Genomic DNA, 15,739 nt, shown 5'->3' with positions numbered 1-15,739 from the left:
TCAATCCTCCCCTAGCTTAATCGCTTGATGAATGCGCAGACGCGACAGCATGTAAGCGAGTATGCCAAGTCCAACGACAAGCATGAAACCTACAAGCACATAAATCCGCATGAGATCGGAAGCATCGAACATGACTTTGAACGGCGGTACAAGGCTGCTTGGGTTGAAGGCAATCTGGAAGTTGGGTACATACAGCCGGCTTGCTATGTTGCCGACGGCAATGCCAATTAGAACCGCAACGCCCGAAGTCAGGAGCTGTTCAACGGCAAGCATTCCGATGAGCTGCTTAAGCGATAAGCCAATGGCACGCAAAATGCCGTTCTGCAGTGTCCTACCCCGCAGCGACAAAACCCAATACAATAAAAACCCAATAAAACTTACTAGAATCGATAGGACGAATCCTAAAGTAAGAATGCCGTTAAGCGCCATAAGAAACGGATCATTTTTGGCTGCCACAAGCGCTTCTCTCGTATTTACGATGTTCGTAACGGGAAGCTTGGACTGCTTAAGCGATTCGTAGAATGCAGCCGTCGTCGCCTCCGGCTTCAGCTTTATCCATACATCGTACGGCTCCAAAGCCAGCTGTACCTGAATGCGGGGCAAGTGCCCCACGATCAGCATCGGCGCATTTCCCTTGGAGGACTCGTCGCTTACGTCCACGCTCCCTATCGCCGGGTTCGGATTAAAGGTGGGGAAATATTCAATAATGCCGTATACTTTGAACGGCTGCTGCGGAACGTCGCTCCAGCCGACCCAGATCGTATCTCCCGGCTTCACCTTATTCTGCTCGGCAAGCGTTTTGGAGATGAGAACCGCCTGCGAGTCTGCGGCAAGCAGATTCAAGTAATCATTGATCGGATAATCCAGCAAGCTGTCACGGAACCAAGTCGTTTCGCCGAATTCATCGGTATCAATGCCAATGAGCGTTGCTGCCCCCGTGCTTTCGTTCACGCTGAACGTCGTATCCTTTGTGAACACTTTAGCCGCTTGCTCGACTCCCTCAATCGTACGGAAAGGCTCGAATGCAGGCTCCAAATAATGTACCGGCGCTTGCACGGCCGGCGTCTCCGCCTGCGGCTGTCCAGGTCCTGCCGGCGGCGGGGCATCGTTCATCCACTGCGATGTCAATACGATCTCGGCCCCGTTGCCGTATCGAATGCGGTCCTCCGTATTATTGTTGATCGTTCGGGCCGCGGAAGCGCTGAATACGCCTGTCGCAATCGTCATAATAAGAAAGATCATCAGGAATTGATATTGCGTGCTGGACCTTCCGACCTGTATCAGTGTCGCATAGACGGATGGCGGCCACCACTTCTTGCCGAGCCAGTAGACCAGCCGCAGTACCCATGGATACAGGCGGAGCAGCAGCAAGCCCGCACCCATAATAAACAAGGCCGGCACGACGAACTGCAGCGGATCAATATTTAGATCGCCCGCGTTAAGCCCCAAGCTTTGCAGGTCAGCCAATCTTTTCTTGAACGTATAGAGACCATAGATGGCAAGCGCAAGCGCTATGACATCCAGAAACATTTTGTGCCATAGCGGTGACTTCAATAGACGTGCTAGCTGCTGCTTATGGCCGACAATGGAGACGCGTGTCGCCATTATAATCGGAATAAGCATGATGACAAAGCATGCGGCCGATGAAATGGCACCGTAGCGGTAGGCTTCCTCGGTTAGCCTAATCGGCAGACGGACGCGCTGCACGAATTCAAGGAAGCCGTTCGAAGCGCCAAGCATACCTGTCAGGGCTACCCCTAGCAGCGGCCCGATGCTGAAGGCGATGCCGCATAGAATGAGGCCTTCCACCGCATAGGAGGTAATGACCTGCCAGCGTGCCGCCCCTCTGCTCCGCAGTACCGCAATCTCATTCTTCTGCCTGTCGGCAATCAGATTCGATACCATGAACATGTAGAAGCCCAGCATGATCAGCACCGGAACGTTAAGCGACCACATGAGCGTACGAAGCTGATCGGCTCGCTCCAAATAGTTGGAGATCGTATCCAGTGCCGGCGTTTCTGACACGGTTTGATACATGGACACATTGTTCAGCAGCACATTTCGGATTTTATTCGTCGTCTGGACGAAATCATCAACAAACCTAAGCTCCATCTTCGAGTAATCCAATACGAAAAACCAACCGACCGACGCAATAGGCAGACGAGCCTCCTGCATAAGCTGCTGTTTCGCAACCTTGTCACTAATGATGAAGCTGCCGCTTAGCTCGCTTAAGTCCGTATCCCTGAAATAGGGATCATCATCCAGCGCCTTTTGGAACACCCCGACCGGCTTGAATTTTATTTCCCCGGCAATTTTATCGTCGTCGACAGCAAACGCCAAGTCCAGCACCGTTTTGAACTGAATCAATCCGCGCTCCGTTACGAGCACCTCGTACACACCGTCAACAGGCTGCTGCTCCGCGGGCATTCTTCCGTCAATGAGCTTAATATGCTCCTCCAGTCCGGAGAATGAACGAAGCGACATCGTTTTAAGCGATTTTTTGGTATCGGGCTCAGGATCGTTCTCAGGCCTGATCTTCATCGTCTTTGATTGAAAATCAACGACAAGCTCCTGTACGGGAATTTGAAAGCTGGCTTGCGCCTGATCGTGAATGTAGCGATCCACCTTCGAGTAGATGGCATTCATTTTCTCCGGCGTTTCTTTCGTGTAAAACAATTTATTGTAATGGCTGCCAGGATAGACGTTCCTTTTTGCCTGCATGGTCTCCAGGTCCTTCACCAGCATCCGCGATAAAATGGCTTCCGAATAAATCGGCATGCTGCTGACGAGCGCCACGGAGAGAACCAAGCCGATGAACAAGCTTGTCACTAACCACTTGTTTTGAATCATTTTACGAATAATCATGACAAACAAAGCCACTTCACAACCTCCCAAGCTTGACGGCTGAAGATAAGCAATCGGCAAAATCCGTTATCATTATTGAAGCACGACGATTGCGCCTTCCTCTAGGCCCTTTGTTATTTCCATTTCGGTCGAGCCTTTAATTCCCGTCTCTACGTCGATTTCACGGATTTTGTTGCCATTCTCAAGCGTTCTGACGAACGTTCTGCCTAAGAAGCTGCGCACGCCGCTGCGCGGTATTTTCAAAATATCGTCACGCTGCTGCAAAATGATTTTGACATCGGTAAACGCGCCGATTGCTGCATCGCTTGGCAATTTAGCCACTTCGATAAACAATGTTTTGGAATATCGCTCCTTCAACTGCTCATTTAAAGTGGACGGTGCCGAAGAAGGCGTCTGCACAACCTTCCCTTGCACCTCCTGCGAGCCAAAGGAAACGAAAGCCGGATAGCCAACGTCTACACCGCTAATTTCCGAACCTGACTCGACCCTAAGCGCAACGCGGAGCTTCGAAGGATCCGAGATAATGACGAGAGTCTGATAGGCTTCTACGAAATCGCCTTCCTCCAAATCCTCGACAAAGGTTACCTGCCCGTCCATTCCCGCCACCAGCTGTTTGCTGTTGAAGGTTTCCATCAGCCTGGCCAGCTTTAAATCCTCAATCTCCATCTGAAGCTTTCCAATTTGGATCGCATCGTCGTCAGCGCCAGACTTCGCTTGCTTCAGCGCCAGCTTTGCCCGCGCTACCGACAACTGCTGCTCCTTTAATTGAATATCCAGTCCGTCCACGTTCAGTTGAACGAGCACATCGCCTTTTTTCACCTTCGCCCCGGAAGCTACTAGCATCTTCGCGATCCGTCCGCCTTGGCCCGTAAACTGTGCGATTTCCGTTTTCGTTGATTCAAGGCTTCCGCTGCCTTTAATCTCTTGCGTTATCGTTCCCTTCTCTACCGTTACCGTTCGATAATTCTCTTGCGCGGGCTTGACGAGCGGGGGCTTGAGCGCCTCCTCCTCCGCGGGAAGCAGCGAGCAGCCTGTAAGTGAAGCGCCAAGGAGCAGCGCGAATGACCAGCCGAGCAGCGGCTTAAGCTTTTGCGGCAATTTGTCCATCCTCCAATTCATAAACATGGTCAACGATTTCCATAATAGCGGGATCATGCGTCGTCATAATGATGGTCATGCCAGCCGTTTCTACCAAATCGCGAAATACTTTCATAATTTGCAAGCCTGTGCGGGTATCTAGCTCGGCAGTCGGCTCATCCGCAAGCAGCAGCTTCGGCTTATGGGCAATCGCTCTTGCGATGGCGGTTCTTTGCTGCTCTCCGCCTGAGAGCTCGAATGGCCGATGATGCATGCGACCTTTCAATCCGACCTGCTCCAAGGCTTGAATGGCTGCCTCTTTGCGGCCGCTCGCCGGCATGCCGGAAACGCGCAATATGAATTCCACATTCTCATAGGCGGACATAAGAGGGATAAGCGCGAAGGATTGGAAAATAAGCCCCATTTCCATTCGGCGTACTTGGTCTCTCTCCTGATTCGACATGGCTGTCAGATCGCGTCCGGCAAACGTGATTTTCCCCTCGGTCGGCCGGTCTAGCGCGCTGAGCAGATTGATTAACGTCGTTTTCCCGGAACCAGACCTTCCTTTAAACGCGATCAGCTTCCCAGAGGGAATGGACAGGTCTACTCCCTTTAAAACAGTGACTGCGCCGCTTCCCCGGCCAAACGTCCTTTTTAAAGCGCTTGCATGAATCATATCATGCGTCGTTGGCAGCATGTTAAAGCAAACCTCCATTTCCATTCAACCATTTCCATATAAACCGCTTACACGTATGTCTTTTTCCATTTTAACCTTGCTCCAGTTGATGTACAAGCGGAAAATAAGCCTATCAGATCAGCTAATCTAATAGGCTTTCTCCTCTATCCTATTTCCAGCTGCAAGAAGAAGATTACAGCTGTTACGGTAATAATGCTCAAGATGGTAGAAACGAACACCGATTGCGAGGCAAACTCCGCCTCGTTATCGAACTCGACAGCGAGCAGGACGCTGCTTAGCGAGGTCGGAACGGCCGAGGAAACGATCAGCGCGGCGGCTGTCAGCCTATCGATCGGCATTGCGTAACCCATCAGCCACACAATCAGCCAGGCGAGCAGCGGTCCTGCGACAAGCCGCAGCATACCCGATAAGCTAACGTCTATAAGCAGCGAGCGCTTAATCTTCCACTCCATGTTTCCAAGCTGAACGCCGAGCGTAATGAGCGCCGTTCCAATAAAGGCAGAGGACAAGTACTCAAGCGGGGTAGCGAGCGGCTGCGGGATCGAAACCTCAAAGCCTCTTAACAGAAAGGCAATCGGTATGACATAGATGATCGGCATCGACAATATCGTCCGCCAGATGGCGCGCATATCAGCCTTATGCGCATTGACGTTATAAATACCGTATGTATTAGGCACGAGCGATTGCACCATCATAATCAATACCTGAATGGCGAGCGTCTTCTCATTTCCTGCAAAAGCAAGCTGATTGAGGGGAATGCCGTAATTCGCGCTGTTATAGAATAGGACGCTGTTGCGCATCGCGCTCTTCATGCTGGGACCGTAGCCTCTGATGCGAATAACGACCTCGACGATTATATATTGGGTAACCATGAACAACACGAAGAAAAATAAAATCTTGCCGATTACGGAAGCCGAAATATCGGTTTTATAAAGCAAATCGAACATGATGGCCGGTGAAAACAAATAAAAGTTGAGCTTCGACAACGTTTTGATATCAAGCTTGAACGCCCTTTGAATAAGAATGCCGAGACCGATCATAATGACCATCGGCAGTACGTTAGTCATGAGGATATGAAGGAAAATACTCATCGCTGCATCTGCTTCTTTCTATTATATAGTGAGAACATAGGAGAACGCCTCCTACTATCGCTTCACCCATTTTAATAGGTTATGGATTCATTAAGCAAGCGCGCATTGATCTCTTTCGCATGGCATGCTTGCTTTGGAGAAGCAGCAAAAGCAAAAACGAACAGCTCGCGGTATCATCTCCCGGGAGGCTGTTCGTTTTTCGCTTTCACTAGAGCTGCTGCTCCTGTTGGTATAGCACAGTAGAGAGATAGCGCTCCCCGTTGCTCGGAATGACCGCAACGACGCGTTTGCCTGTGCCTAGCTTCTTGGCTAATTGGATCGCGGCGAATACCGCAGCTCCTGATGAGATTCCGCCTAGGATACCTTCCTCCTTGGCCACTCTTCTTGCCGTTTCGAACGCATCCTCATTGGTCACCTGGATAATTTCGTCATAAACACGCGTATCCAAAATCGATGGCACGAAACCTGCTCCGATACCTTGAATTTTGTGAAGCCCAGGCTGCCCTCCCGAGAGTACGGGCGAAGAAGTAGGCTCCACTGCCGCGATATGGATGCCGGGGAAGCGCTCGCGCAATATTTCGCCTGCTCCCGTAATGGTGCCGCCCGTGCCCACGCCTGCTACGAAGCCGTCCAGCTTGCCATCCAGCGATTCAACCGCTCTTACGATCTCGGGCCCCGTTGTTTCGCGGTGAATCTTTACGTTAGCGGGGTTATCGAATTGCAAAGCAGGAAAATATTCCGGGTGCTTCTCCTGAAGCTCCTTGGCTGTCCGAATGGCGCCTTTCATTCCTTCCGGACCTGGCGTCAGCACCAGCTCGGCACCGTATGCCCGCAGCAGGTTGCGGCGCTCGAGGCTCATCGTTTCCGGCATGACAAGAATCGCCTTATACCCTCTCGCCGCCGCGACAAGCGCAATACCGATGCCCGTATTGCCGCTGGTTGCTTCAATGATCGTATCGCCTGGCTTCAGCTTGCCTTCCCGCTCCGCCTCTTCAATGATGCTTATTGCAATCCGGTCCTTTACGCTGCTGCCAGGATTGAAAAACTCCAGCTTCAAATAAATTTCCGCGCTGCCCTCCGGCACGACCTTATTCAGGCGTACAAGCGGCGTACTTCCTATCAGATCGGTAATGTTGCTCACCACTAGACTCATAACGATCTACCTCCTGCTATTATAATGGCCTTGCGGCTCGTGCCGATCGATTAAGATGCAGCTGATCCTTCGATCTAAACTGCGACGTTGCCCTGGGAATGCTCATACAGCTCTTTGTAATGCCCGTCATGCTCCAGCAGCTCTTGATGGTTGCCTTGCTCCACGATCTCGCCGTGGCTCATGACGATGATGCGGTCGGCTTGCATAATGGTGGACAGCCGATGCGCGATGACTATCGTTGTCCGGTCCTGCGAGACGACCTGCAGCGCATTCTGTATCAGCTGCTCCGTATGCGAATCCAAATTCGCGCTCGCTTCATCCAAGATGAGCACCTTAGGCTTAAATACGATAATTCTGGCGAAGGATATGAGCTGGCGCTCTCCTGCCGAAAGGCCGCTGCCGCGCTCCGACAGCTTTGTATCGTAGCCGTCCTTCAGCTTGTTGATAATCGTATCCGCCCCGACGAACTCGCATGCACGAATTACATCCTCGCGGGATATCGACTTGTCGAACATCCTAATGTTTTCGATAATGCTGCCCGAATAGAGATAAGGCTCCTGCTGCACCAGCCCCACAAGCCGGTGCAGCGTCGCTTGCGGGATATCTCTCACGTCCGTCTCGTCAATCAGAATGCTGCCTGCTTTCACATCGTAGAATCGACATAGCAGGCTGATCAGCGAGCTTTTGCCTGCCCCGGTCGTCCCCACGACGCCGATCAGCTCGCCGGAATCAATATGCAGGTCCAAATCGCGAATAATCGGAATTCCCTCTTCATAGGAGAAGGAAATGCGGTTGAAGTCGATTCGGCCCTTAACTTGCTCCAGGCTGAAGCTGGACAGCGAGGCTTGGCGTTCATCCTCGTCTTCGTTCAGCTCTTCCTTGCGAAGCTCGACATGCGCAAGCTCGCGATCCGTTACATCGGGCTTGTTGGCGAATACGCTCCATATTCTCGTTATCGCCACCGTGGCGGATTGCAACGTATTCCATTGCTGCGTAATCGTATTGATCGGCTGGAAAAACTGGCGGATATACGTAATGAACGCATACAGCACCCCGAACTCCAGATGCTGGCCCAGCACCGCGTTCCCGCCGATCCAGGTCACGAAAGCAATCGATAAATTGCTCAAAATATCAAACGTTCGGCCAAACACGACATTCGTGCGAATTTCTCTAAGATTCGCTTGAAAGTATTGGCTATTGCGCTCATTGAACTGCTTCTCCTGCTCCTTCTGCTGATGGAACACCTGCACCAAGTTCATGCCTGACAGATTTTCTGCTACGAAGGCGACCAAACGCGACAGCCTCGTTCTCGCTAGTTGATAGGTCGTGCGCATGAAGGAACGGAAGGCAATCGCTATGGCCCAGATGATTGGCAGCAGAATCAAGCAGTACAAGGCAAGCTGCGTATCCAGCTGGAACATCAAGACGATGATAAAGATCAGTGTCAAGCCGTCCCGGAACAGGCTGAGCAGCACTTGATTGAAAAACTGATTCAGCGCCTCGGTGTCGCTTGAGACATGGGTGATCAAGCTTCCGCTCGACATGCGGTCGAAATAGCGCATCGATTGTTTCAATATGTGTCCGAAAAGCTGCTTGCGAATCCGTGATACGATGCTTTGCCCTATATTTTGCAGCATATTGCTTTGTAAATAAGTGAAGAGCAGGCTCGACAGCGATAGCCCCAAGTAAACCGCGCAAATCGTAAGCAGCCCTTTATAATCGTTTTTACCGGATAATAGATTGTCGTCAATCGCGATTTTCATTAAAAAAGGCTGAAGCAAATCAGAAAGAATCGCAATCAACGTACAGCAGAACACGCCGATAAATCCCCACATATGAGGCTTCGCGTAACCGTAAAGCGTACGAAACGCCGATACGTATTCCGGTTTCTGTTCAGGCAGGCCCGGATCGCCCTTCTGATCCGCCTGCCAGTTATGAATGGCTTGTGCCGGTCGCATGTTGACTCCCCTCCTCCTGTATCGCATGAAGTGTCGCATAGAGTCCCTGCTGCGCGAGCAGCTGGGCATGCGTGCCGCGCTGCACGATAACGCCGTCATCGAGCACGACGATTTCATCCGCATGCTTGATCGCGCTAATGCGATGGGCAATGATAAGCGTCGTTTTGCCCTTCCGCTGCTTTTGGAGCGCATCGATGATATCCTTTTCGGTCACCGCATCTACCGCACTGACGCTATCATCCAAAATCATAATCGGAGCATCCTTGATAATCCCCCTCGCAAGGCTCGTTCGCTGGCGTTGGCCGCCTGACAGCGTTAATCCTCGCTCGCCGAGCCTCGTTTCGAATTGATTCGGCAATTCGGCGATATTGTCATAGATTTGAGCATGCTTCGCGGCTGCCTCGACAGTTCCCAGCGGAAGCTCCCGATTGGAAAAAGCGATATTTTCCCTTATCGTCGTACTGAACAGGAACCCATCCTGCGGAACATAGGCAAGCTGGCTGCGCAAGCTCGCAAGCGTAAGCTCTCTTACGTCTGTGTTTCCATACCGAATTGCTCCTGGCGGAGGGTCGATCGTGCGCAGCAGCAGCTTCATCAAGGTCGTTTTCCCGCTGCCCGTCCGTCCGATGATTCCGAGCGTAGCGCCTGCTTTGACGCTTAGGTTAATATCCTTCAATACCGGATTCGAGTCTTGCTCATATGCAAACGTAAGACCTTGAATCGAAATGCCGGCTTGATTCAAATCGATTTCCTTGGCATTCTCCAGCTCAGCAATATCCGATTGCTGCGAAAGCAATCCATTCAGTCGTTCAAGAGAAGCCCGCGAGCGCTGGATCGTATTGATTACGTTGCCAATTTGCTGCAGCGGATTCATCAGCATGCGAATATATAGCGTCAAAGCAACGAAGTTCCCTAGCGTGATTTGCTTCGTAATCGTTAAATAACCGCCGAATGCAAGCGCTACGACCAACGCTATCGCGCCAAGAAACGGAATTAACGCTTGGAAAAAGGAAGAGACCCGCACCAGCCGTAATTGATGATGCCTGATTTGATCGACCGTTTTGCCGAACCGCTCGTTCATAATCGTTTCTACCGCGAACTTTTTGGTAACCCGAATGCCGCCGAATTGCTCCTCGGCGGTTTCGGTCATTTTGCCAAGCGCCTCCTGCACCTCCAGCGATCTTCTGCGGATAACCGGTCCTAGGTACACGACGATGATCGGAATGAGGAGCAGCGGAAATACCGATGCCAATATCAGATAATAAGGAATATGGCTCAGCAGCATCATCGTGACTGCCGCGATAAGCAGCATGGTCGCATTCGCGGTTGCGTTAAAGCCCATGGAGATCGACTCTCGGACCGCTGTTACGTCATTCATAAAGTAGCTCAGCAGCTTGCCGACACCGTTCTTCGAATAGAACCGCTCACCCATTTCAGTGAAATGCTTGAATAGGCCCCTGCGTACAAGAAACTCGAACTTTCTGCCGACATACATGATCAAATACATCGCAATGCCGTTGAACAGCACATGGCCTATCCCGATGACAAGCAGCAGCAAGCTATAGTCAACGATCAGGCTGCTTGTCAGTCCGTTCATCTGCAGCTTATCCGTAAACTGTCCCAATACCTTCGGATAAAAAACGTTGATTAAATTTGAAAGCAAGTGAAACGAAGTAGAGATCAAGTAAATCGGCCACGTTTTCCGAAAAAAATCTGCCAGTATCCGTTTTGGTTTCAAAAAACGATCACTTCCTACAATGAAGGATTTGTCTTAAGATACATCCGTTTGCGGGAACTGCAGCTCATACAGCTGGCTGTAGCGTCCTTCCAGCCGCAGCAGTTCGTCATGCGCGCCAAACTCAACGATTTGCCCCTTCTCCAGCACATAGATCCGGTCCGCCTTCTGAATCGTAGACAAACGATGGGCAATAACGAGGCAGGTACGCCCTTTAAGCAGCATGGCCAAAGCGTCTTGTATATGCTGCTCCGATTCCGTATCCAGCGAGGCGGTCGCTTCATCCAGAATGATGATGCGCGGATTTTTCAAAATGGCCCTGGCTATCGAGAGGCGCTGCTTCTGCCCGCCGGACAGCTTTACTCCCCGCTCGCCGATCTGCGTCTCATAGCCGCGGGGGAAGCTCTCGATAAAGCTTGCGGCATTCGCCGCTTCTGCCGCTGCCATGACCTCCTCGTCCGTCGACTGCAGGCTGCCATAACGGATGTTCTCCGCGATGGTACCGTTGAACAGCACGATATCCTGCGAGACGATCCCGATCTGTTCCCTTAATGAAGCCAAGGTAATATCTTTGATCGGATAGCCGTCAATCGTTATTTCTCCGTTCTGCGGATCATAGAATCTAGCGATAAGATGCGCGATTGTCGTTTTGCCTGAACCCGACGAGCCGACAAGCGCCGTTACTTTACCAGCTTCGAGCTCCAAGTTAAAACGCTCAAGCAAGGTTGAATCACTCGAATAAGCGAAGTCGACATGATCGAAAACGATATGCCCGTTCACCGGCGGGAGGATAGCCGCTTGCTGCTTCTCCACGATTTCCGCCTTGGTGTTCATGACCTCCATTATTCGCTCATAAGCGGCTGCCGATTGCTGGACCGTATTCATGATGCGGCTGAAATGGCGGATCGGATTTTGTAGCAGGCGCAAATACGCGATAAACGCAACGATTGTACCGACTGTCATTTGATCCTTCATTGCGAGCCACGCGCCGAATACGAGCACGATCGCAAGTCCGAGAAAGTTTAAAAAATCAATAATAGGCTCATAAGCTGCCCGCAAGCGGGTCACTTGAATGTTCGCATCCATATTCTTTTGGGTCCGCTCCGTGAAACGTTCCGATTCGTACTCTTCGGCAGTAAAAGCTTTAATGAGCCGGATACCGGTCAACGTATTCTGGAGATGATCGCTCACGTCTGCCACTGACTCCTGTACCGTACGGAAGGAGGAGCGCATCCTTTTGCCAAACACCTTGGTTGTGAGCAGCATGAAGGGAAAGGTTGCTAGCAGCATCAGCGTGAGCTTCCAATCAATCCACAGCATGTATACGGCAATGGCGGTAAAGGTGAAGAAGTCAGTAAACAATTGCATCATGCTTGAGGAAATCATCTGCTGAAGTATGCTAACGTCGTTCGTAACGCGCGACATGAGATCTCCCGTTCGGTTGCGGTCGAAGAAGGAGACGTCCAGACTTTGCATATGACGGTATAAATCATTGCGAAGATTATAAAGCACGCGCTGGCCGATGGAGGCCATCAGCGAGGTGCTTGCATAACGGAGAGCGCCAAGCGCAACCGCAGCACCCAATACGCCGCCGCCGATAAGCAGCAGCTTGTTAAACAGCCGATTCGGTATGATATGGTCAATCGTATAACGCGTTAATTGCGGGACGATGAACTCAAGGAGCGAGATGGCGATTACGCAAAGGACTGCGCCGATGAGCAGCGGAAGCTGCGTCCTTGCATGCGTATATATCCGGGCGAACATATTGTAAATGCTGGCCGGCTTTGCCTTTTCCCCGGTTCCGAATCTTCTTGCTCCGCCTCCTGGCCTAAAGGTAGGTGCGGGGGTATATGGATCGCTCATGAGCCGTCACCTTCTACGCTGTCACCTTCCGTGTCAACCGCGATTTGCCGAAGCGATACGCGCAAATGGTCTAGCACCGTACGGAGCTGGGCTGCCTTTCTGCTGTCGCTGACGACAGCGCGCTCCGCCGCCTTCAGCAAATGCAGCAATTCTTTGCCTGCTGGCGTTAGCCGGCGGTTCGGTTTGCGCTGCTCGCATGGAACGCCGTCCTCATCCGGAAACATGTGCTCGCGCCGATCCGGGGACGGGATAACGCTTTCCTTCTCCTCAAGCAAATAATCTCGGCCATTATCGGTAATTTCGAATATTTTCTTGCCGTCCTGCTTCGAGGATTCCACCAGCCCTTGATCCCGCAGCATCTGAAGCGTCGGATAAATCGAGCCAGCGCTTGGCTTATAGGTTCCTCCCGACTGCTCCTCCAGCGCCTTCATCATCTGGTAGCCGTGCATGCTCTCCTGCTCAAGCAGCTCCAGCAGCGCATATTTCACCCCGCCGCGGCTAAAAAAACGTCTGCCGGAGCCGTTTGCCTCTCTTCCATGGCCATGATGTAGAAATAATCGTTCCTCTTGCTGCCATTCATCCGTCATTGTGAAATCTCCTTCGTTAACGATATATCGTATTGATTTAAATTCTATACGATATATCGTTAACTTGCAATATCGACTTACAGAAGAAACCAATTCCTATTTTCATGAAAGGCGGAAAACCCGGCGAGTCCCGTCATTTACCCATGGCAAAATCCAGTAAATAATCGTACTTTACTGGATTCTGCTTGCTTTGGCTGAGTTTTGCCTAGAACCTGCCTTTGACAGCTGCGGGATCATTATCAATAACGGCGGCGATTCGGGTCAACGTTTCTTCCTCCAGCTTAATGCCCGAAGCCTTGACGTTTTCTTCCACCTGCTCAGGCCGGCTTGCACCAACCAAGGCGCTTGATACATTATTTTGCCGCAATATCCATGCTAGAGAGAGCTGCCCGACGGTAATGCCTAGTTCTGCGGCTATTCCCTTCAACTGCTCCACTTTAGCGAGCTTATCTTCCGTAATTTTGTTTTTGAAGTTCTCGTGCTTAGCCGCGCGCGATTCGCCCGGCACTTCGTTGTTTGCTGCATATTTACCCGTTAGCAGCCCTTGTGCAAGCGGCGAGAACACGACCTGTCCGAATCCTTTCTTGAGGCCAAGCGGGATGATTTCCTTCTCTATGTAGCGCTCGAACAGGTTGTAGATGGGTTGGTTGACTACGATTCTATCGAGTAAATATTTGTCCGCAATCGCAAAGGCCTCCGTAATCTGTGCAGCCGTCCATTCGCTGACGCCAATATAATGTACTTTGCCTTGCCGGACTAAGTCCTCGAAGGCGCGCAGCGTTTCTTCTAGCGGCGTCTCCGTATCAAAGCGATGGCTGTAAAAAACGTCGACATATTCGAGCCCCAGTCGCTTCAAGCTCGCGTTCGCAGATTCAATGACATGCTTGCGGGACAAACCTCGGTCATTCGGCCCGTCGCCGATCTTGCCGTACACCTTTGTCGCGAGCACGTACGATTCTCGCGGATAAGCGCGCAGCGTCTCGCCGACTACCTTCTCCGCTTCACCCTTCGCATACACGTTAGCCGTGTCAAAAAAGTTTATGCCTAGGTCATAGGCCGTTTGAATGGACTTCACCGCGTTTTCCCGCTCGACGTAGCCTCCGTAAGTAAGCCAGCTGCCTAAGCTGATCTCGCTGACCTTTAACCCGCTGGCACCTAAATTCCGATATTGAACGGACATATCAAAAACCTCCTCTGTATGGTAAAAACGAATGCATGTTGCAAGGGCTGCTAACATTGCTTGCTAGCATGGGTTGATAACATGGCTTGCTAAGATTGCTTGCTAGCATGCCTTGCGTATAGCGCTAACTGTTTTGCGCCTTTAGGTTATCGGTTTCCTCGCTTCTGAGCGCCCATATTGCTTTATGCTGGTTCTCCGGCCTAACAAGCCCAAGGTTCTCGCGTAGCGTCTTCCCCTCGTATGCGGTACGGAATAAACCGCGGTTCTGCAGCTCGGGAATGACTTTATCGACGAATGTCTCAAAACCGCTGTAATAAATGTGCGGCAATATATTAAAGCCGTCCGCGCCGTTATTCCGGATCCAGCTCTCAATGAAATCCGCCGTTTGCAGCACCGAGCCGGTAAAGGATACATGACCGTGGCCGGCTGCGCTGCGGGCTAGAAACTGCCTAATCGTCATTTTGTCGCGTATCGCCGCGTCAACGACAACCTCCTGCCTGCTCGTAATGCCGGTCGTTATCGTACCGTAAGGCTTAGCCTTGTCGATCGGTACGGGGCCATCGAGCGGATATTCGGATAAATCGACCGTAAAATAATTCGACAGCCGCTTTAGCGACTGCTTTGTGTTCAGCAGCGCATTGAATTCATCCTCGATATCCCTCGCCTCTGCTTCCGTATCCGCAACGATCGGGCTTAGTCCCGGCATGATCAGCAGTTGCTCCGGCGATCGGCTATACTTATGCAAGCGTCCCTTCACATCCGCATAAAAGGCTTGAGCCGCCGCAAGCGTCTGCTGCGCGGTGAAGATCACGTCTGCCGATTTGGCAGCGAGCTCCTTCCCGCTCTCCGAGGAGCCTGCCTGAACCAAAACAGGGTAGCCCTGCGGCGGACGGGGAATGTTAAGCGGTCCTTTCACCGAATGAAATTTACCCTTGAAATTAATTTCGTAGACTTTGCTCGTATCCAGCGTCACTTCGGAGGTCCTATCGTAAATGAGCGCATCCTCTTCCCAGCTGTCCCAAAGTTGCTTCGTCACTTCAACGAACTCGTCACCGATTTCATATCGCTTGGTTACTTCGGGATGCTCATTTTTATTAAAGTTTTCCGCATCTGCCTTGGAATGCCCGGTTACGATATTCCATGCGGCTCTGCCCTTGCTAATATGGTCGAGCGAAGCGAATTTGCGCGCGACATGATAGGGGTCGTTATAGGTTGTGCTGACCGTCGCAATGAGTCCGACATGCTTCGTCAGCGCGGCAAGCCCTGCAAGCAGCGTGAACGGCTCCAGCCTTCTGCCAAGTCCAGAATAATTGTCCGCGGTGAATAAGGAGTCGAATAGCCCTCTTTCTGCGATTCTTGCAATGTTCGCATAATAATCAAGATCCAGATCCTCTTTGGGTGCCGAGGACGGATGCTTCCATGCCGCAGCATGATGCCCCGCTCCGCGCAGGAATACGTTGAAATGCGCCTTCTTGTCCTCTCTCGTACCGCTCATCGCTTTCCCTCCTGCTTCATATTTGCCCATAAAAAAAG

11 protein-coding genes are annotated in these 15,739 nt (G+C 51.5%); all 11 read right to left on the bottom strand.

The annotated features are described in order from the left end of the window. Complete coding sequence (locus AC0YN3_RS08245) at window positions 1–2,880, bottom strand: ABC transporter permease (RefSeq protein ID WP_475774626.1); 2,880 nt, start codon at window positions 2,878–2,880, stop codon at window positions 1–3. A gap of 57 nt (window positions 2,881–2,937) precedes the next feature. After that, window positions 2,938–3,972 carry an efflux RND transporter periplasmic adaptor subunit gene (locus tag AC0YN3_RS08240; RefSeq protein WP_475774625.1) on the bottom strand — a complete coding sequence of 345 codons (1,035 nt, stop codon included), beginning with the start codon at window positions 3,970–3,972 and terminating at the stop codon, window positions 2,938–2,940. Continuing rightward, window positions 3,947–4,639, bottom strand: a complete 693-nt coding sequence (locus tag AC0YN3_RS08235; RefSeq protein ID WP_475774624.1) for an ABC transporter ATP-binding protein — start codon at window positions 4,637–4,639, stop codon at window positions 3,947–3,949. The genes AC0YN3_RS08240 and AC0YN3_RS08235 overlap by 26 nt, the downstream gene beginning before the upstream one ends. Before the next feature lie 143 nt (window positions 4,640–4,782). Then, a complete protein-coding gene (locus AC0YN3_RS08230; protein ID WP_475774623.1) occupies window positions 4,783–5,730 on the bottom strand; it encodes an AEC family transporter in 948 nt (315 codons plus the stop codon). A gap of 208 nt (window positions 5,731–5,938) precedes the next feature. Continuing rightward, complete coding sequence (gene cysK / locus AC0YN3_RS08225; protein WP_475774622.1) at window positions 5,939–6,883, bottom strand: cysteine synthase A; 945 nt, start codon at window positions 6,881–6,883, stop codon at window positions 5,939–5,941. Between the two features lie 74 nt (window positions 6,884–6,957). Beyond that, window positions 6,958–8,841, bottom strand: coding sequence for an ABC transporter ATP-binding protein (locus AC0YN3_RS08220; RefSeq protein WP_475774621.1), 1,884 nt, complete (start codon window positions 8,839–8,841; stop codon window positions 6,958–6,960). Beyond that, window positions 8,816–10,579 (bottom strand): ABC transporter ATP-binding protein, encoded by a 1,764-nt coding sequence (locus tag AC0YN3_RS08215; RefSeq protein WP_475774620.1) that lies wholly within the window; start codon window positions 10,577–10,579, stop codon window positions 8,816–8,818. Before AC0YN3_RS08215 ends, AC0YN3_RS08220 begins: the two co-directional genes overlap by 26 nt. 33 nt (window positions 10,580–10,612) lie before the next feature. Next, window positions 10,613–12,439 carry an ABC transporter ATP-binding protein gene (locus AC0YN3_RS08210; RefSeq protein ID WP_475774619.1) on the bottom strand — a complete coding sequence of 609 codons (1,827 nt, stop codon included), beginning with the start codon at window positions 12,437–12,439 and terminating at the stop codon, window positions 10,613–10,615. Then, the gene (locus AC0YN3_RS08205; protein WP_475774618.1) at window positions 12,436–13,026 is read right to left on the bottom strand and encodes a PadR family transcriptional regulator; all 591 of its coding nucleotides are present in this window, start codon (window positions 13,024–13,026) and stop codon (window positions 12,436–12,438) included. The genes AC0YN3_RS08210 and AC0YN3_RS08205 overlap by 4 nt, the downstream gene beginning before the upstream one ends. A 205-nt stretch (window positions 13,027–13,231) precedes the next feature. Continuing rightward, window positions 13,232–14,206 carry an aldo/keto reductase family protein gene (locus AC0YN3_RS08200; RefSeq protein ID WP_475774617.1) on the bottom strand — a complete coding sequence of 325 codons (975 nt, stop codon included), beginning with the start codon at window positions 14,204–14,206 and terminating at the stop codon, window positions 13,232–13,234. Window positions 14,207–14,330: 124 nt separating this feature from the next. Continuing rightward, on the bottom strand, window positions 14,331–15,701 hold the full coding sequence (locus AC0YN3_RS08195) for an LLM class flavin-dependent oxidoreductase (protein ID WP_475774616.1): 1,371 nt from the start codon (window positions 15,699–15,701) through the stop codon (window positions 14,331–14,333). Between the last annotated feature and the right edge of the window lie 38 nt (window positions 15,702–15,739).

The sequence above is a fragment of the Paenibacillus sp. J22R232 genome (genome assembly GCF_056269165.1).
Note: the sequence above shows the minus strand (reverse complement) of the source record. Positions and strands in the feature narration are given on the sequence as shown.

What these genes read in the sequence shown, in the direction of transcription:
- AC0YN3_RS08240 (WP_475774625.1), bottom strand. Translation starts at nt 3,972, where the DNA reads ATGGACAAATTGCCGCAAAAGCTTAAGCCGCTGCTCGGCTGGTCATTC.
- AC0YN3_RS08235 (WP_475774624.1), bottom strand. Translation starts at nt 4,639, where the DNA reads ATGCTGCCAACGACGCATGATATGATTCATGCAAGCGCTTTAAAAAGG.
- AC0YN3_RS08230 (WP_475774623.1), bottom strand. Translation starts at nt 5,730, where the DNA reads ATGAGTATTTTCCTTCATATCCTCATGACTAACGTACTGCCGATGGTC.
- cysK (WP_475774622.1), bottom strand. Translation starts at nt 6,883, where the DNA reads ATGAGTCTAGTGGTGAGCAACATTACCGATCTGATAGGAAGTACGCCG.
- AC0YN3_RS08220 (WP_475774621.1), bottom strand. Translation starts at nt 8,841, where the DNA reads ATGCGACCGGCACAAGCCATTCATAACTGGCAGGCGGATCAGAAGGGC.
- AC0YN3_RS08210 (WP_475774619.1), bottom strand. Translation starts at nt 12,439, where the DNA reads ATGAGCGATCCATATACCCCCGCACCTACCTTTAGGCCAGGAGGCGGA.
- AC0YN3_RS08205 (WP_475774618.1), bottom strand. Translation starts at nt 13,026, where the DNA reads ATGACGGATGAATGGCAGCAAGAGGAACGATTATTTCTACATCATGGC.
- AC0YN3_RS08200 (WP_475774617.1), bottom strand. Translation starts at nt 14,206, where the DNA reads ATGTCCGTTCAATATCGGAATTTAGGTGCCAGCGGGTTAAAGGTCAGC.
- AC0YN3_RS08195 (WP_475774616.1), bottom strand. Translation starts at nt 15,701, where the DNA reads ATGAGCGGTACGAGAGAGGACAAGAAGGCGCATTTCAACGTATTCCTG.